At 64.5% G+C, this 17,851-nt stretch carries 18 protein-coding genes; 12 read left to right on the plus strand and 6 right to left on the minus strand.

The features are described 5' to 3' along the window. The first annotated feature begins 12 nt into the window (after positions 1-12). From cpaB to AC3XQU_RS05475, 11 genes are all read left to right on the plus strand, one after another. Entirely contained in the window at positions 13-849 is an 837-nt protein-coding gene (gene cpaB / locus AC3XQU_RS05425; protein ID WP_489873117.1) for a Flp pilus assembly protein CpaB, read from the plus strand. Between the two features lie 47 nt (positions 850-896). Further along, the gene (locus AC3XQU_RS05430) at positions 897-2,372 is read left to right on the plus strand and encodes a type II and III secretion system protein family protein (protein ID WP_489873118.1); all 1,476 of its coding nucleotides are present in this window, start codon (positions 897-899) and stop codon (positions 2,370-2,372) included. Further along, positions 2,369-2,653, plus strand: coding sequence for a hypothetical protein (locus tag AC3XQU_RS05435; RefSeq protein WP_489873119.1), 285 nt, complete (start codon positions 2,369-2,371; stop codon positions 2,651-2,653). The genes AC3XQU_RS05430 and AC3XQU_RS05435 overlap by 4 nt, the downstream gene beginning before the upstream one ends. 117 nt (positions 2,654-2,770) lie before the next feature. Beyond that, on the plus strand, positions 2,771-2,983 hold the full coding sequence (locus tag AC3XQU_RS05440; RefSeq protein ID WP_489873120.1) for a Flp family type IVb pilin: 213 nt from the start codon (positions 2,771-2,773) through the stop codon (positions 2,981-2,983). Positions 2,984-3,124: 141 nt separating this feature from the next. After that, positions 3,125-4,336 (plus strand): pilus assembly protein TadG-related protein, encoded by a 1,212-nt coding sequence (locus AC3XQU_RS05445; RefSeq protein WP_489873121.1) that lies wholly within the window; start codon positions 3,125-3,127, stop codon positions 4,334-4,336. Positions 4,337-4,346: 10 nt separating this feature from the next. Continuing rightward, positions 4,347-4,772 carry a TadE/TadG family type IV pilus assembly protein gene (locus AC3XQU_RS05450; RefSeq protein ID WP_489873122.1) on the plus strand — a complete coding sequence of 142 codons (426 nt, stop codon included), beginning with the start codon at positions 4,347-4,349 and terminating at the stop codon, positions 4,770-4,772. Beyond that, positions 4,769-5,197 (plus strand): TadE/TadG family type IV pilus assembly protein, encoded by a 429-nt coding sequence (locus AC3XQU_RS05455; protein ID WP_489873123.1) that lies wholly within the window; start codon positions 4,769-4,771, stop codon positions 5,195-5,197. Before AC3XQU_RS05450 ends, AC3XQU_RS05455 begins: the two co-directional genes overlap by 4 nt. A gap of 16 nt (positions 5,198-5,213) precedes the next feature. After that, the gene (locus AC3XQU_RS05460; protein WP_489873124.1) at positions 5,214-6,359 is read left to right on the plus strand and encodes a CpaE/TadZ family protein; all 1,146 of its coding nucleotides are present in this window, start codon (positions 5,214-5,216) and stop codon (positions 6,357-6,359) included. A gap of 13 nt (positions 6,360-6,372) precedes the next feature. Then, positions 6,373-7,719, plus strand: coding sequence for a TadA family conjugal transfer-associated ATPase (locus AC3XQU_RS05465; RefSeq protein ID WP_489873125.1), 1,347 nt, complete (start codon positions 6,373-6,375; stop codon positions 7,717-7,719). A 14-nt stretch (positions 7,720-7,733) separates the two neighbouring features. Beyond that, positions 7,734-8,720 carry a type II secretion system F family protein gene (locus AC3XQU_RS05470; protein WP_489873126.1) on the plus strand — a complete coding sequence of 329 codons (987 nt, stop codon included), beginning with the start codon at positions 7,734-7,736 and terminating at the stop codon, positions 8,718-8,720. 12 nt (positions 8,721-8,732) lie between these two features. Then, positions 8,733-9,641 (plus strand): type II secretion system F family protein, encoded by a 909-nt coding sequence (locus AC3XQU_RS05475; RefSeq protein WP_489873127.1) that lies wholly within the window; start codon positions 8,733-8,735, stop codon positions 9,639-9,641. Between the two features lie 50 nt (positions 9,642-9,691). On the opposite strand, the gene AC3XQU_RS05480 is transcribed toward AC3XQU_RS05475, so the two are convergent. From AC3XQU_RS05480 to AC3XQU_RS05490, 3 genes are all read right to left on the minus strand, one after another. Next, on the minus strand, positions 9,692-10,387 hold the full coding sequence (locus AC3XQU_RS05480; protein ID WP_489873128.1) for a response regulator transcription factor: 696 nt from the start codon (positions 10,385-10,387) through the stop codon (positions 9,692-9,694). Positions 10,388-10,757: 370 nt separating this feature from the next. Continuing rightward, positions 10,758-11,213 (minus strand): DUF4019 domain-containing protein, encoded by a 456-nt coding sequence (locus AC3XQU_RS05485; RefSeq protein WP_489873129.1) that lies wholly within the window; start codon positions 11,211-11,213, stop codon positions 10,758-10,760. An 84-nt stretch (positions 11,214-11,297) separates the two neighbouring features. After that, a complete protein-coding gene (locus AC3XQU_RS05490; protein ID WP_489873130.1) occupies positions 11,298-12,047 on the minus strand; it encodes a GAF domain-containing protein in 750 nt (249 codons plus the stop codon). A 402-nt stretch (positions 12,048-12,449) separates the two neighbouring features. On the opposite strand from AC3XQU_RS05490, the gene AC3XQU_RS05495 reads away from it, so the two are divergent. Then, a complete protein-coding gene (locus tag AC3XQU_RS05495) occupies positions 12,450-14,039 on the plus strand; it encodes a methyl-accepting chemotaxis protein (RefSeq protein WP_489873131.1) in 1,590 nt (529 codons plus the stop codon). Between the two features lie 59 nt (positions 14,040-14,098). On the opposite strand, the gene pncB is transcribed toward AC3XQU_RS05495, so the two are convergent. The 3 genes from pncB to AC3XQU_RS05510 form a co-directional block, all read right to left on the minus strand. After that, positions 14,099-15,289 carry a nicotinate phosphoribosyltransferase gene (pncB, locus tag AC3XQU_RS05500; protein WP_489873207.1) on the minus strand — a complete coding sequence of 397 codons (1,191 nt, stop codon included), beginning with the start codon at positions 15,287-15,289 and terminating at the stop codon, positions 14,099-14,101. Positions 15,290-15,300: 11 nt separating this feature from the next. After that, positions 15,301-15,804 carry an SET domain-containing protein gene (locus tag AC3XQU_RS05505; RefSeq protein WP_489873132.1) on the minus strand — a complete coding sequence of 168 codons (504 nt, stop codon included), beginning with the start codon at positions 15,802-15,804 and terminating at the stop codon, positions 15,301-15,303. Between the two features lie 247 nt (positions 15,805-16,051). After that, positions 16,052-17,737 carry an AMP-binding protein gene (locus tag AC3XQU_RS05510; RefSeq protein WP_489873133.1) on the minus strand — a complete coding sequence of 562 codons (1,686 nt, stop codon included), beginning with the start codon at positions 17,735-17,737 and terminating at the stop codon, positions 16,052-16,054. Positions 17,738-17,851 lie beyond the last annotated feature (114 nt).

Genomic DNA, 17,851 nt, shown 5'->3' on the forward strand with positions numbered 1-17,851 from the left:
GCGGAGCCCACCATGAAAAACCTCAAGGCACTCGTGTTCTTCGTCTTCGCTCTCGGGCTCGGCCTGGCCGCCGCGGTCTACGCCAATACCTGGATCGGCCAGCGCACCAACGTCGCGTCCAACAAGGTGGCCGTGGCCGCGGTCGACGTCCCTGCCGGCAGCCGCCTGGCCCCGGAGATGCTGGCCATGGTCGACTGGCCCAGCGCTTCCTTGCCAGCCGGCGCCGTCAAGGATGCGACCCTGCTCAAGGACCGTGTCGTAAAACTCGATGTGGTGCGCGGCGAAGCCATCATCGAAGGCAAGCTGGCCCCGGTGGGAACCAAGGGCGGCCTGTCGGCCGTGATCGCCGAGGGCAAGCGGGCGATGACGGTGCGCGTCAACGAAGTCGTGGGCGTGGCCGGGTTCGCGCTTCCTGGCAACTATGTCGACATCCTGGTGCATGCCGAGCATGAAGGCAGCGCCAAGGACACCACGACGAAACAGATCAGCAAGACGGTGCTCGAACACGTGCTGGTGCTGGCGGTAGCGCAGGAAGCGAGCCGCGACGATACCAAGCCGAAAGTGGTCAGCGCCGTGACCCTCGAACTGTCGCTGGAAGATTCGGAAAAACTCGACCTGGCGCGCTCGATCGGCACCCTGTCGCTGGTCCTGCGCAACCAGACCGATCCGGCCAAGGTGGAGACCCGCGGCGTGACCCGGAGCGAATTGTTCGGCGAGCCGCAACTGGTCAAGACGGCCGCACCGGCCCGGGTCGTGCGCCGCGCCGCGCCGAAGCTGGCGGCCCGGGGTAACTGCGTCGAAGTCATCGCCATGCCGGACGGCGCGGCACGGCTGAGCTGCTTCAACTGATTCGCCTGGTATTCCGCCCCGTCATTCCAACGAGCTGGAGAGAACGCATGCGCCCCACTACCCTTGGCCTGCTGCTGGCTTCCGCCATGTGCGCCCTGCCCGCCGCCGCGGCAGCCGTCAAGCCGGCCGACAGCGTGCCGCGTGACAGCTCGAAGCTGCGCAAATGCAGCGCGACCGAGGTCAGCAAGCCGCTCTACGTTACCCTCGGGAAGTCGAGCGTCGTGACCCTGCCCTACCAGGTCGTGCGGATCGCGGTCGGCGGAGGCCAGACCGGCCAGCGTGTGGAAACCGCAGCGCCGGCGCCAGCGGGGCTGCCGGGCATGCCGGGCATGGCGCAGCCGCCGCAATCGTCCAGCGAAGGCGACGGCGTCTCGGACGTGCGCATCACCCTGCTCGCCCCCAACGAATTGTTCATCCTCGGTCGCAAGGCCGGCGCCATGAACGTCATCCTGCAGGACACCGAAGGCCGTTGCCACGTCACCGACATCGTCGTTACCGTCGATCCCGCAGCCCTGCAGGGCATGCTGGCCGAACTGGTGCCGGAAGAACGCCTGCTCAAGGTGCGGGCCGCCGAGAACAGCCTGGTCCTGAGCGGCGAAGTCAGCGACATCATGGTGCTCGACCAGGTGATGTCGCTGGCGGCCTCCTACGGCGACGGCAAGAAGATCGTCAACATGCTGCGTGTGAGCAGTGCCCAGCAGGTGATGCTGGAAGTGAAGATCGCCGAGGTCAGCAAGTCTCTGCTGGACAAGCTGGGCGCCAGCGTGGGCCTCGCCCGCAACCGCAGCAACGGCACCGACAGCTTTTCGCTGATATCGGAATTCCTCAGCGGCGGCGGCGCGCTGGTCGAGGCCATGCGCATCGGCCGCACCGTGATCAATGTCGACGGCCAGAAGGACGATGGCCTGGTGCGGGTACTGGCCGAGCCGAACATCATGGCCATCAGCGGCCAGCAGGCTAGTTTCCTTTCGGGCGGCAAGATTTTCCTGCCTGTGGCGCGCGATTCCGGCTTCGGCGGCTTCGGCACCATCACCCTCGAGGAAAAGGAATTCGGCATCGGCGTCAAGTTCACCCCGACCGTGCTGGGCGGTTCGCGCATCAACCTGAAGATCGTGTCGGAAGTGTCGGACCTGTCGCAGACCGGTTCGCCCTTCACCACGATCTCCGGCGCCACCGCCATCCTGCCCTCGTTCACGGTCAGGCGCGCCGACACCACGGTCCAGCTCAACGATGGCCAGAGCTTCGTGATCGCCGGCCTGATCAAGAACAACGTCAGCCAGACGATCAAGCGCTTTCCCGGCCTCGGCGAGATTCCCGTGCTGGGGGCGCTGTTTCGCAGCAGCGAATTCCAGAAGGACCAGACCGAGCTGATGTTCGTCATCACGCCGCGCCTGGTCAAGCCGCTGGCGGCGGCGCCATCCCTGCCGACCGATAACCATGCCGTCCCGGGCCGTGCCGGCGTCTACTACAACGGCAGGCTCGAGGGCAAACCCCCGACGACGAATGATGGGAGCGGGAAATGAAGACCCTGATTTTTCTGTGCGCAGCGGCCCTGGCTGCAGGCTGCGCGAATTCCCCAACGCCCCGTTATGACGCGAGATTCGGCGACGCGGTGCGCTCCGCCCGGCTCGCGATGACCATCGATCCCGCCGCCGGCGCAAAGGGCGATGCCGCGGCCGGCCTGGACGGCCGTGCGGCCAAGGAAGCGGCCAAGCGCTACCAGGATTCGTTCAAGGAGCCGCCGCCCGTCACCAATGTCATCAATATCGGTGGTTCGGTCACCGGTGGCGGAGCCGGCAAATGAGTCGATCGAACCTGGCTTTTGCAGTGCATGAACCCCCGCAGTACCTGTAGTACCGGCAGTACCGGTCCGGCATGCCGCCTGGCCGTCATTTAACGCTACTCCTGAAAGGAATTGATCATGTACAACATTGACGCAGCCAAGCAAATGTTTGCAGCCTTCGCCAGCGAAGAAGACGGCGCGCAAGTCGTCGAATACGGCCTGATTATCGCCGTGGTATCGATTGCCCTTGTAATTGCGCTGTCTGCAATTGCCGATGATGGTGCTAACGGCCCCTTCAGCCAGTTTATCACTCGCGTGACGGCCTGCCTGACGACTGCCACCTGCACCTAAGCCACTATTCTGCGGCGCGGGCACGGCGGAAGTTATCGCCTGGCCCGCCCTAGGCATTGTCCGGTTACGAAGAAGCACCCGAGACACATGGTTTCGACCGGCCTAGCGGCAAGAGCAGGAATACGAGATCCGGAGCTCCCCATGAAGAACTGGAATATCTGCAGGAACCGACAAGGTGGCGCCTTCATCGTCACCGTGTGCCTCATGCTGTTCTTCCTGCTTGGCTTCATTGGGATCGCACTCGACGTCGGCCGCATGTTCATCGTCAAGGGCGAGTTGCAAACCGCGACCGATGCATGCGCCCTGGCCGCCGCGCAGGAACTGAACCGCCAGCCCGATGCGCTGGTACGCGCCACCAATGCCGGCTTGACAGCCGGGAACGCCAACGGCGTCGTCATGCAGTCCGCCCTCTGGAACGGCAAGGGAAAACTGGCAGCGGCCAACATCAGCTTCCGCGACCAGAACCATGCGGTAACGACAGCCGCAGCGAATGCGCGTTACGCGCGCTGCGAGCACACCCAGCAGGCCACCGCCACGCCTTTACTCAGGATGCTGTCCCTGGTCGGCGACCAGGATCGCCATCCCGGCACCACCAATGTTTTCGCACGGGCCGAGGCGACACTCGCTCCTTCGCAGTCGACCTGCCCGCTTCCGTTAGCGATGCGCCCCCGGAACGGTGGCGTCAAACCCGATTACGGCTTCGTGCGCGGCGATTGGGTTACTCTGCTGAGCACAGCGGGGGCCACCAATGGCCAGATCGGCTGGGCCAACCTAGACGGCACCAATAGCGCCTCGGAAACCGAGGCCGAGGTGCGGGGTTTTTGCGGCACCAGGATCGGCAATCAACTCGGCACGCCCGGCGTACAGTCCTCGATCGCCGACGCCTGGAACGCCCGCTTCGGCATCTACAAGAATAACAGCGGACCTGCCCAAGCCCAGCCCGACTACACCGGCTACGTCTACACCACAAAGAACTTCTCAGCCGGCCGCAACGCCCTGCCCGACTTCCAGGCCAAGCGCGCAGCCTTTGCCAACTGCGCCGCGTCGGTCAACTCCTGCGAAAGGGCGACTGGCCTCAGCCTCAATTCTTTCCAGAACGTCGCTACCGCAGGGGCCAATGGCGAATTACGCCAATATGGCGGTAACCGCCGCATTGCGGCGGTACCCGTTGTAGACGGTGCCAACAAAGTCATCGATTTTGTCTGCGTGCTGATGCTCCAGCCGATACCCATACCGATGGCCGACGTGCAGCTCGAATACCTGGGCAACGCGTCGGATCCGAACAGTCCCTGCATCGGCAGCGGCCTGCCCGGAGGGAACGCCGGCCCACTCGTTCCGGTCCTGACCCTGTGAGGAGAGCAACATGACACGGCAACGCGGCGTCGCCCTGGTCGAGTTCGCGCTCATCCTGCCCTTCCTGCTGATGATGATCGTTATCACGACCGAGCTCGGACGCGCAATTTTCTACTACGGCACCCTGGCCAAATCGGTCCGCGAGGCCGCCCGCTACCTGTCGGTACGGGCGCCCAACACCGATCTTGCCCAAGCCAGGAACATCATCGTCTACGGCAATCCCGCCGGCACAGGCCGTCCACAGGTGCCCGGCCTGAGCACCTCCAACGTGCCTGGGCCCACCTATACCCTGACCGGCAGCTACCCCGCCATGCACCTGGTCACCGTGACTGTCCAGAATTACCAGTTCATTCCGATGCTGGGCAATGTCTTCGGCACGCAGTTCCAGACCATCACTTTCAGCCCCATCCGGGCCACCATGCGGAGCCCGACATGATTGCCCGGCAAGGTGGCGCCACCACCGTGGAATTTTCTCTGGCCCTGCTGACCTTCCTGATGTTCACGTTGGGACTACTCGACTTCGTGCGCGTGCTGCATACCTGGAGCGCTGCGAGCGAAGTCACCCGCCTGGGCGCGCGCTACGCTGTCGCCTGCACCGACGTCGGCGGCAGCAGCGCGGTACTGGCAAAAATGCAGGGCCTGCTACCGCAGGTCAGCACCATCGACGTGGCCTGGGCCCCGGCTGGGTGCACAGCCGCCACCTGCGACAGCGTGACGGTCGCCATCACCGGGCTGGACTTCCGCTGGATTGCCCCGATGCCGGGCGCCGTCGGGCAGCGCATCATTTCGATGCCCGGCTTTTCTACCTATCTTCCGCGCGAAATGATGCGCCAGGATCCCATCAGCGGCGTTGATTGCTGACTACCACGAGGCCACCATGAAAATCCTGATCGTTTCCGACGACACCGCCTTCCTGCAACTGGCCGGCGCCCACCTGACGCGCAGCAGCTATGACCTCACCCGTATCCGCATGCTGGAGCTGGGCAGCCGCACGAAAAACACCGCCCCGGAGCTGATGCTTCTCGATGCGCGCACCCATGCCCGCGCCGTGCTGGCCACAGCGCAGGGGGTGGCGCTACGCCATCCGCAGGCCGCGGTCCTGCTGGTCTGCGACAACCCTTCGCCCGAGTTCCTGCTCGACGCCATGCGCGCCGGGGTGCGCGAAGTCATACCCGGGCTCGATCCCAAGGAGCTCCTGACCGGCGCGGTCGAACGCGCCGCGGCCAGGCGCCTGACGTCCAACGCGCCCTCGCTGGGACGTATCCACGCGTTTGTCGGCAGTTGCGGGGGCAGCGGGACGACCTTCCTGGCCACGAATTTCGGCCACCAGATGGCGCAATCGCATTCCACGCTGCTGGTCGACCTGAACCTCCAGTTCGGCGACGCCCTCGGCTTCGTGCAGGAGAAAAAAGCGGCGACCACGATCGCCGACATCGCGCGCGACCTCGACCGGCTCGATGCCTCGCTGCTCGATTCGGTGGCTACCAGGGTGACCGATAACTTCAGCATCCTGGCGGCCCCGAACGATCCTGCCCAGGCCGCCGACATCCGCGGCGAGCATGTCGAAGCCATCCTGAAGCAGGCGGTGACCCAGTACGACGCGGTGCTGCTCGACCTGCCGCGCCACCTCGACGAGATCATGATGACGGCGCTGGACCTGGCATCGACTACCTTTGTGGTGATGCAGGCCAGCGTGCCGCACCTGCGCAACGCCGATCGCCTGCTCACGATCCTGCGCTCGCTCGACTATGCGAGCGAGCACATCGAACTGATCGTCAACCGCTACGACAAACGCAGCGAGGTCACCCTCGAGCAGGTGCGCCGCACCCTGGGTCCACTGACCCTGCACACCATCGCCAATGGCTGGCGCCAGGTCAGCAGCGCCATCAACCAGGGCGTGCCCCTGATGCAGGTGGAAAAAAAGCATGGCGTGATTCGCAACCTCAGTGCCCTGTCCGCTGCTGTCAACCCACCCAAGGAACCGCAGCTGGGCGTGGTGGACCGCTGGTTCAAGCGTGCCTGAGCCGGAGGATGCCATGTCATTGCGCGACAAATTCTCCCCCCGGCGCGACGATGCGGAGCGCCCGGCCGCCGCAGGGGCGCGCCGCGACGAATACAAGCAGCTCAAGGAGCAGATGCACCTGAAGCTGCTCGAACAGTTCGACCTCGCGATCCTCGAGACCCTGCCTGCCGACCTGCTGCGCCAGGAAATCGCCCATGCCATCGACCGCCTGCTTGCCGAAGAGCCGGCCCCGGTCAGCGCAGTCGAGCGGCGCATGCTGGTGCGCGACATCCAGCACGAGATGCTGGGCTTCGGGCCGATCGAACTTCTGATGGCCGACCCCAGCGTGTCGGATATCCTGGTCAATGCCTACGACCGCATCTACGTCGAGCGGCGCGGCAGGCTGGAGCTGACCGACGTCAGCTTCACCGACGACAAGCACCTGATGCGCATCATCGACAAGATCGTGTCGATGGTCGGACGGCGCATCGACGAGTCCAGTCCAATGGTCGACGCCAGGCTGCCGGACGGCTCGCGCGTGAACGCCGTGATCCCGCCCATCGCGCTGGACGGACCGATGATGTCGATCCGCCGCTTCGCCCATATTCCACTGAAGATGGACAACCTGGTCAACGACACCCACAGCCTGACGCCGGAAATGGCGGAGATGCTCAGGGGCCTGTCGCAGGCCAAGGTGAACATGCTGATCTCGGGCGGTACGGGAGCGGGCAAGACGACGCTGCTCAACATCCTGTCCGGCTTCATCCCGGAGTCCGAGCGCCTGGTGACGATCGAAGATGCGGCCGAACTGCAGTTGCAGCAACCGCACGTGGTGCGCCTGGAGACCCGGCCGATGAACATCGAAGGCAAGGGCGAGATCACGGCGCGTGCCCTGGTCAAGAACGCGCTGCGGATGCGGCCGGACAGGATCATCATCGGTGAGGTGCGCGGCGCCGAGGCGGTCGACATGCTGCAGGCCATGAACACCGGCCACGAAGGCTCGCTCACGACCATCCATGCGAACACGCCGCGCGACGCGATATCGCGCCTCGAGAACATGATCGGGATGGCAAACCTGAACCTGCCGCACAAGGCCACCCGCCAGCAGATCGCCTCGGCGATCACGGTCGTGGTGCAGGCGCTGCGCCTGACCGACGGACAGCGCAAGATCACCAGCATACAGGAAATCACGGGGATGGAAGGCGAGGTGATCACCATGCAGGAAATCTTTGGCTTCCATCAGACCGGCGTCGACGCCAACGGCAAGATTTCGGGGCATTTCCAGGCCAGCGGCATCCGGCCGCGCTTCACCGACCGCCTGCAGGCTTTCGGCATCGTCCTGCCCGACCGGATGTTCGACCCCGGCCGTCACTACAGCTGACCCAGGAGAGCGCCATGCCCGGCTTTATCACCAACAATTCTGCCGCAGCCATCTCGCTGATGGTGTTCGTCTCGGTCCTGCTGGGGATCGAGGCGCTGTTCCTGTTCTGGCGCTCGCGCCGGGGCGTCGCCGCACTTCGCCTGCGCCAGCGCATCGACGCCCTGGCGAAGTCGCACGAGGGCGAGTTTGCCGGCCTGCACCGGCAACGCAAGCTGAGCGACCTGTCCGGCATCGACCGCGCACTGGGCAAGCTTCCGCTGGCCCTATTGATAGAGCGATATATCGCCCAATCCGGCCTGAGCTGGACGGTGTCGGCGGTGAGCATGGCAAGCCTTGCAGCAGGCGTGGCCGGATTCGGGCTCTTGACGCTGGCGGCAGCCCCGCTGCCGACCAGGATGCTGGTGGCGCTGGTCTGCGCCGCCCTGCCCTGGGCCTACGTCGCGCGCGCGCGCCGCCGTCGCCTCGACCGCTTCCATCACCAGCTTCCCGAGGCGCTCGAGCTGATCGTGCGGGCGCTGCGCGCCGGCTATTCGTTGCCGCTGGCGATCAGGCTGCTGGCCGATGAAATGCCCGAGCCGATCTCCGGAGAATTCGCTGCCGTTCATGAACAAGTGAACTTCGGCGTGTCGCTCCAGCATGCGCTGATGGAGCTCTGCGAACGGGTGCCGGTGACCGACCTGCGCTTCCTGGTCGTGTCGATCCTGATCCAGCGCCAGTCTGGCGGCAACCTGACAGAGATCCTGAACAACCTGGCCCGCCTGATCCGGGACCGATTCAAGCTGCACGGACGCATCAAGGTGCTGTCGTCGGAGGGCCGGATGTCGGCCTGGACCCTGGGCCTGCTGCCTCCCGCGATCGGAGCCGTGCTGAACCTGGCCAATCCGGAATTCATGTCGCGCCTCTGGACTGACCCGCTGGGCATCAGCATCCTGCAGCTGATGCTGTTCCTGACTTTTCTTGGCGCCCTGGTCATGGTCCGGATCGTCAAAATTCGCGTCTGAGGAGAGCGCGCCATGTCCCTGCCCATCATCGTTTTCCTCGCTGTCACCTGTGGCCTGTGCGCCGGCTATTTCTGGCTCGCGCCGACGGCCACGGACCAGCGCGTCGACGCCCTCGCCAAGGGCGTACGCCCTGCGACCACCTGGACGGCGCGCATCGCCGAAGCGGTCGGTCCATTCGCAAAGCTGTCGACGCCCGATGAAGCCTGGGAGCGCTCGCGGCTGCGCATCCGCTTCCTCAACGCCGGCATTCGCTCCGCCAAGGCCCCGCTGGTGTTCTTCGGCGTGAAAACCCTGCTGCCGCTACTGTTCGCTACAGCCAGCTTCTCGGCCCTGCGGGCCACCGGAGGCGCCACCGGCGTGACCATGCTGCTGTGCGTGCTGGTAGCGGCGCTGGTAGGCTGCTACCTGCCCAACATGCTGCTGTCCATGGCGGCGGCGCGCAGGAAGCGCACGATTTTCGAAGAATTCCCCGATGCGGCCGACCTGCTCCTGGTATGTGTCGAGGCGGGCTTGGGACTGGACGCGGGATTGACCCGGGTGGCGGAAGAAGTGGCGCCAAAAAGTCCCGCGCTTGCCGAGGAACTGCAGCTGACCAACCTGGAGATGCGGGCGGGCGCCACGCGCGCCGCCTCGCTGCGCAACCTGGCCCTGCGCACCAACGTCGAGGAACTCGGCTCCTTTGCCACCATGCTGACGCAGGCGGACCGCTTCGGCGCCTCGATCGGCGACGCGCTACGGGTCTTTTCCGACGACCTGCGCCACAAGCGCCATATCCGGGCAGAGGAAAAGGCAGCGAAGATCCCCACCAAGATGCTGTTCCCGCTGGTGCTGTTCATTTTCCCGTCGGTATTCCTCGTGGTATTGGGACCGGCGGTCATTCAGATCATCAGGACCATTGGGCCCATGCTCCAGGGGAAATGACGCTTTTCCGCGGCAGCCGCCTTGCGCTACACCAGCGCAAGGCGGCGCCTTTACGCCGGCTGATGCACGCGTTCCGGCGCGTAGCCGCGGGTCTGGGCCAGCATGTAGAGATCCAGCCGGTTGCTCACGCCGAGCTTCTGGTAGATCGAGGACAGGTGATTGCGCAGCGTCGACTCGGAGATGAACAGCTGCTTGGCGACCGACTTGTTGGGGCGCGAACGGCTGTCGATGACAGCGTCGAGCACCTTGCGCTCGCGCGGAGTGAGCTGGTCGAGCGTCGTATCGCGCCTGGCGGCTTCCGCCCTGACTGGACAGCGCAGCTGCGCCAGAGCGAGATTCGCCGCTTCGCGTCCGAACCATAATTCACCGCCATGGGTCTTGTCGATCGCCTTGACGACTTCCTCGGCACTGGACTTCCTGGTCAGGATGCCATGGGCGCCGCAGCGCACCGAGCGGCCCAGGTTTTCGGCACTGGCATCGTCCACCAGCAGCAGGGTCCGGCAAGAAGCAATCAATTCGGCTGGTAGCATTCCGTCCGGACTCATGGACGCCAGTTGAAACTTCATCAAGACGAGATCCGGCGCCGCATGCGGCAGTCGCTGCAAGGCGTCGGCCTGATTCGAGGCAATCCCGACCACTTCCATCAAGGGCCGGTGCTCATTGATGAGTTTGCACAGCCCCCACAACAGCAGCTGATGGTCCTCAACGAGCAAGACGCGAATCGGTTTCAGGAAGCCATTATTCATTTTTTGCCATCCCATGGTTAGGACATGCAGGTGCATTCGCGACCTGGCGCATGCCATATTTTTATCGGATGTCTTTTCTAGCGGACTGATGTAAATACTACATGCACTTTGGGTAGTTGATCCACATATCTTGGTAGCCCTGATACCTGCTTTTACGACTTGTGGTAACAATACATCAGTAAATTTCTAGGCGTAAATTTTCCATTGTTCAGCCCTTGCCTTCAAGCATATTACGAATAGAAAACAGAGCGGATCGGAGACGACCAGCGCGCTTGTCACGAGGACTTCCTCCAAGGTCGTGCGGCGCATTAAGGCGCTTCACGGCCATCACGCAGCGGATATACGGCGATGGACCCGCTACCAGAGCGGCTTATTTGAGGAAGTATCCCGCCACTTTCCAGCGGCCGTCCGGCTCGCGCATCGGCGTGACGGTTTCGACCGCGCTGGCTTTATTGGCGAACTCGGTCTGGTATTGCACGACCACGTAATCGCCGTCCGGAGCGCCGGGCAGGCTGCGGGTGGCGGTTGAGGAAAGCAGCTTGCGCGACTTGACCTCGCCCAGTGGTTTGCGCATCGAGCCGACCACGCCGCTCCACTGGTCTTGCGGCACCGCGCCGCGCATCAGGGCTGCTCCTTCAGTCCAGGAGTCGCCGAATTTGCCGGCATCGAGCAGCGCGAGGAAGCCGGAAGCGGCGCTATTGGCGGCAGCGCTTACGGCGGCATCCGGGGTTGCGGCAGCGGCGGCAGGCTGGCGTGCGGCGGCCGGGAGGGCATACGCGGCAAAGATGGCGGCAAGGGTCAGGGCGGCAGCGGCGAAACATTTCATGACGGTCCTCGGCATAAAGGGAAGCCGCCAGCATAGCGCGAAATGCGCGCGGCTTTGTCGCGCATTTTCACGCCTTGCGCCCGATCAGGCGGACTTGGCCTGCATCTCGCTAGATGCGATATCGGCCAGGTCGCGCAGCGCCTGCAGTTCGGCCGAGCGCAGGCGGCGCGGCTCGCGGTCGATCACGCACAGGGTGCCCATCGGCAGGCCGGAGCGGTCGCGCAGCGGCACGCCGGCATAGAAGCGGATGCGCGGATCGGCCAGCACCAAAAGGTTGTCGCGGAAGCGCTCGTCGGTGGCGGCGTCTTCGACCATGAAAGGAGCATCCTGCAGGATAGCATGCGAGCAGAAGGCCCATTCGCGCGGCGTTTCCTGCGGCTCGAGGCCGACCCGCGCCTTGAACCATTGGCGCCGCGCCGTCAGCAGCGACACCAGGGCGATCGGCGAGGCCGTCACGGTGGCGGCAAGGCGCACGATGCGGTTGAAGCGTTCTTCCGGTGCGCTGTCGACCAGGCCGCTGACCGCGAGCGCCGCCAGGCGGCGCGCCTCGTCGGGACCGGTCGGGTACACCTCGGCGCCGGAGCTCAGGTATTCGGGATCGGTCGGCATGGGCGCGGCCGATTCGCCGGACAGCGAGCCCGACAGTGGTCCGGCACGCTCGAGCATGCCGGTAATCGTGCTCTGGCGCGTGCGGCGGTGTCCGCCCGGCGTTTTCCAGGAAGCGATGGCGCCACTTTCCATCCACAACTGCACGGTGCTGGTCGCAACGCCCAACATCCGCGCCGCTGCGCTGGTAGTGAGGATCGGGTCTTCTTCAGTGAACTTGCTTAGCATTCGCAATCCTATGTGTGCTGACAGTATAGCCGATCTGCCGAAATTCCCTACAAAAACGGAATCCACTGAGAGATCGGGTTCAAATATTGTCATATCCGTCAAATTGACTTGCTTTAAGGCAATAAATTGCTTATAATCACGTCGATTTGAACAAATATATGGAATAAATCATTACACGTCTTTGCTACTGCTTGTGTATACATCTTGAGAGTTGTTCAAATACCACACTTGTGTGCTGTCCTGTCCTCGAACAAATTAGCTGTGCCTCTGAAAAGATAACTTGCGGTAATACCTGAATTGCTCATATTCAGTTGCCATAAAGAAATTGAACTGACAGAATCCGTGGCGCATTTACCAACAAGCTTGTCATTTGAGCAGCTCTCATAACAAACGGAACCATTCATGAACTTCTTCCAACACGCTGGGCTTGCAACGCGGCTGTACTCCGCTTTTGCCCTCATCCTGTCGATCACCCTTGTCCTGGCCGCCTTTGCCGTGTCGCAGGTGAACAGCATCGAAAACGATCTGCAGCGTGCAGACAGCGTGCGCAGTACCCAGCTCGAACCCCTGTATGCGGCGCGCGAAGCCCTGGCCCAGACCGGCATCGCGGCGCGTAATGCCTATATCTTCAAGGATGCGGCAGCCGCCGCCCGCGAGCTCGACCTGGTGGATGCGCGCAAGGCAGACTACCTGGCCGCCCTCTCCCGCCTCGACCCGGTCCTGCAGGACAATCCGCAATACGCCAAGGTCCGCGCCGGCATGCTGACCATGGCGCGCGAACTGGCACGGCCGCGTGCTTTCCGCAGCAGCGGCGACATGGATGCCTTCGGAACCTTCCTGGTCGAGGAATGCAGCCCGCTGCGCCGCCAGATCGTGGCCGACATCGACGTGCTGCTGCGCGGCCTGCAGGCCAACACCGACAGCGCCGTCGCCCAGGCAAACGCCGAAGCCTCGCAAGGCCGCTACTGGATCACCGCCCTGGGTGCACTGTCGGTCGTGCTGTGCGTGGTGATCGGCCTGGTGCTGGTGCGCAGCCTGGTGTCCCAGCTCGGCGGCGAGCCGGCCTACGCCACCAGCGTGGCGCGCGCCATCGCCGGCGGCGAGCTGCACCGTCCGGTCGACACCGACCGCGCCAATCCCTCCAGCCTGCTGTTCGCCATGAGTGCCATGCGCGATGGCTTGAGCAGCATCGTGAGCAAGGTCCGCGGCGGCACCGACGCCATCGCCTCGGCCTCGTCCGAGATCGCCTCGGGCAACCTCGACCTGTCGAACCGCACCGAAACCCAGGCCGCCGCCCTCACCCAGGTGGCCGCGTCGATGAAACAGCTGATCGAGTCGGTGCGCCAGAACTCCGACTACGCGGCCCAGGCCAGCGCGCTCGCCACCGACGCCTCGACCGTCTCGGTGCAGGGCGGCGCGGCCGTCGACCAGGTCGTCACCACCATGGAGCTGATCCACGCATCCTCGAAAAAGATCGTCGACATCATCGCGGTGATCGACGGGATCGCCTTCCAGACCAATATCCTGGCGCTGAACGCGGCGGTGGAAGCGGCGCGCGCCGGCGAACAGGGCCGCGGCTTCGCCGTGGTCGCCAGCGAAGTGCGCAACCTGGCCCATCGCTCCGCGGCCGCGGCCAAGGAAATCAAGGCGCTGATCGAGGACTCGGTGAGCAAGGTCGGCACCGGCGCGAAACTGGTGGGCGAAGCCGGCGAGACCATCCGCAAGGTGGTCGACGGCGTGCACAGCGTCACCGGCATCATGGGCCACATCAGCGCCGCGACCGGATCGCAGCGCGCCGACATCGAGCGCGTGGACGATGCGATCGCGCGCCTGGACGAGATGACGGTGCAAAATGCCGCGCTGGTGGAAGAAGCGGCGGCCGCGGCGCAGTCGCTGCGCTCGCAGGCGGCGGAGCTGGCGGCGGTGGTCAATACCTTCCAGCTGGAAGAGACCGGACAGCGCGGCGTGCGCCGTCTGGCCCACAGCGCGTAAATTCGATCGCGCACGCAGCGCCTGGAGCACCGGTCAGCCGGCGGCCCGTAGGGTTTCGACTACTCCTGAGGGTGGTTGAACACCTGCCGCAGGTAGGCCAGGAAGGTCTCGTCGGTACACATCGACTTCCCTGCCGTATCGGCCAGCTTGGCCACCGGCTGCCCGTTGCAGCGTACCAGCTTCATCACGATGTTCAGCGCCGGATAAGGCGTGTCGTTGGTGAGCTTGGTGCCGATGCCGAAGCCCAGCATGGTGCGGTCGGCGAAATGGCGGTACAGGCTCAGGGCCTTGGGCACGCTCAGCCCGTCCGAGAACACCAGGCGCTTGGTGCGCGCATCGATGCGCAGGCGCGCGTAGTGCGCCAGCGCCTTCTCGCCCCACGCCACCGGGTCGCCTGAATCGTGGCGCAGGCCGTCGAACAACTTGGCGAAGTACAGGTCGAAGTCGTTCAGGAAGGCGTCCATGCCGACCACGTCGGTCAACGCGGTACCCAGGTCCCCGCGGTATTCCTGCACCCAGTCCTCCAGCGCCGCCTTCTGGAAGTCGCGCAGGCGCACCCCGAAAGCCTGGTAGGCCTGCAGGTATTCGTGGGCCATGGTCCCGATCGGCACCAGCCCGTATTTGCGCGCCAGGTAGACGTTCGAGGTACCCTTGAAAAATTGCGGCAGCTCGCGTGCGAGCGTGGCCACGACCTCGTCGTGCCACTCGCCCGAAAACCGCCGGCGCACGCCGAAATCGAAGAATTCAAAAGGCGTGGCGCGCCTGGGCTCGCGCTCGAAGGCGCGCAGCTCGTCGATCTTCTGTTGCAGGCGCAGGCGCGCCTCGACAATCGCGGCTTCGCGCTCGAAGCGGCGGAAGTACAGCTCGTTGACGATGTAGAGCACGAAGATCTCGAAGCCCATCACGTGCACGATCGGACCCACGGCGCGGATGCGCAGGTGCGGGCCGTCGGTAGACACCTCGATGAACTTGCGCTGGAAGCGGAACAGTGTGAGGAAGTCGGCGAAATCGCTCTTGATGAAGCGCAGGCCGCGCAGGTAGACGACTTCTTCTTCGGTGAACATGAGCGAACAGAGATGATCGAGCTCGCGCTCGACATCGTCTTTCAGCTCGGCCAACGGATAGGCCGGCTGGTTACGGCAGCGGAACTCGTATTCGCCGTCGGCGCCCGGGTGGCTGTGCAGCAGCGCCTGCCACATCGTGAATTTGTACAGGTCGGTTTCCAGGAGGCTGCGCACGACGGGAATCATGGCGTCTTTCATCAAACGGCCGCGGACGGCTTCCTGGCCCGCTTCTTGGGAGCGAGCATGGTGCCGGTGCACCCGGGCGTGCCGCAGCGGCAGGCGAACAGTTTTTTCAGGGCCGGCGTATGGCGCTCGTCGTAGATCAGCGCGTAGTTGTAGTTCAGCTCTTCGCCCGGCTCGATGTCGCGCATGGCGTGGATATACACGCGCCCCTCGTCCTCGAACGCTTCGCAATTGGGCGAGCAGGCGTGGTTGATCCAGCGCGCCGCGTTGCCGCGGCTGCCGCCGTCGATCACGCGGCCGTCGGCCAGCGTGAAATAAAAGGTGTGGTTGATCGGGCCGCCGGCATCCGCGGCGCGCCGGGTCGCTTCGTCCCAGGTGATGCGCTCGCCACGGTATTCGATGATGCGCTCGCCCGCGCCGATGGGTTTCAGCGCAAAGACGCCGTTGCCGTGGACGGGGGAGCTGCGCACTTCGTAGGAAAGGTCAAGCTTGGCGGCGGCGGGTTTGGTGGTTGTCATCGATGGGAGTCGAAAGCGGTGCGCGGCCACGGGGCGGTGTCGGCGCTTGTTGTGGGATTGACCACTATTATGGCGGCAATGTGGACGGGTGTGCCGCACACTTCGGTAATCAAGGTGTTTGCTTGACATCGCGTGGCTATCGGATGCCCGCAGGTGTGGCAAGCATCGGTTGAACGCGTGGGCAGGTAAAACAGTCCAGCGAATTGTTTTACGCCCACCCTGCGACGATCGACCGCTTTGCTGCCGGCTATGGAGTAGAGAAGTCTTCCTCGCGGTACTCGATGCCCTGCTGCTGCACACCCTCGCCCCGGCCGGCTTCTTCCTTGCGCAGCTCGACACGGCGGATCTTGCCGGAGATGGTTTTCGGCAGCTCGCGGAACTCGATGCGGCGGATGCGCTTGTAGGGCGCGAGCCGTTCGCGCGCAAACGCGAACAGCGAGGCGGCCACTTCGCGGCTGGGCGCCACGCCCTGGCGCAGCGTGACGAAGGCCTTGGGCACCGACAGGCGCAGCGCATCGGGGCTGGGCACGATGGCCGCTTCCAGCACGTCCTCGTGTTCGATCAGCACGCTCTCGAGTTCGAAGGGGCTGATGCGGTAGTCGGAGGACTTGAAGACGTCGTCGTTGCGGCCGACGTAGAAATAGTAGCCGTCGGCGTCGACCGTGGCGGTGTCGCCCGTGTGGTAGTGGCCCGCGCGCATGACATTGGCGGTCTTTTCTTCGTCGCCCTCGTAGCACATCATCAGGCCCAGCGGGGCCGGGTCGAGCTTGACGGAGATTTCGCCTTCCCTGGCGGGCGCGTCGTCGATGTCGAGCAGCGTGACGCTATAACCCGGCAAGGGGCGGCCCATCGAGCCCGGCTTGATCGCCTGGCCCGGCGAATTGCCGATCTGCGCGGTGCTCTCGGACTGGCCGAAGCCGTCGCGGATGCGGATGCCCCAGGCCTTCTCGACCTGCTCGATCACTTCCGGGTTGAGCGGCTCGCCCGCGCCGACCAGCTCGCGCAGCGGCGGCTTCCACTTGCCCAGGTCTTCCTGGATCATCATGCGCCAGACCGTGGGCGGCGCGCACAGCGAGGTCACGCCGCAGCGGGTGATGGTGTCGAGCGCCGCCTTGCTGGAAAAGCGCTCGTAGTTGTAGATGAAGATGGTGGCGCCCGCATTCCAGGGTGCGAAGAAACAGCTCCAGGCGTGCTTGGCCCAGCCGGGCGAGGAGATGTTCCAGTGGATGTCGCCGGGCTGCAGGCCGATCCAGTACATGGTCGACAAATGGCCGACCGGATAGCTCTGGTGGCTGTGCAGCACCAGCTTGGGCTTGGCAGTGGTGCCGGAGGTGAAGTAGAGCAGCAGCGGATCGGTGGCGCGGGTCTCGCCTTCCGGGTCGAACACCGAGAGCATGTCGCGGCTCTCTTCGTAATCGTGCCAGCCGTCCGGTTTGCCGCCGACGGCGATGCGGGTGAAGCTGCCCTGCATGGTCTCGAACTTGGGGGCTTCGGAGGCCTGGGCGATGACATGCTTGACACGGCCGCGCTCGAGGCGGTCCTGCAGGTCCCCTCCCGACACCAGCATGGTGGTGGGCACCAGCACCGCGCCGAGCTTGATCCCGGCCAGCATGATTTCCCACAGCTCGACCCGGTTGGGCAGCATCAGGAGCACCCGGTCGCCGCGCCGCACGCCGCATTGGCGCAGGTATTCGGCCACCTGGCAGGAACGCGAGGCCATGTCGGCAAACGAGATCTTGCGCTCGGAGCCGTCTTCTTCCACGACCCACAGGGCAGGCAGCAGGTTGTCCCTGGCCTGCTGGTCGAAGAAGTCGAGCGCCCAGTTGAAGTTCTCCAGCTGGGGCGGCCGGTAGCCGCGATAGGCGGCGTCGTAGTCGAGCCGGTGCTGCTGCAGGAAGTCGCGGGCTTGGACGAAGCGCTGGGTTGGCGTCATGGTGTCTCCTGGTCGCTGGTCGGGCGGCGGCGCGGATGGGCGATGCCGGCCGTGGTGTCGTGGCTATTCTGCCATTGTTTGGGTGGGGGTGGGATGCCCGGGCGGGAATTTACA

The sequence above is a fragment of the Telluria sp. AZSoR62 genome, assembly GCF_058111565.1.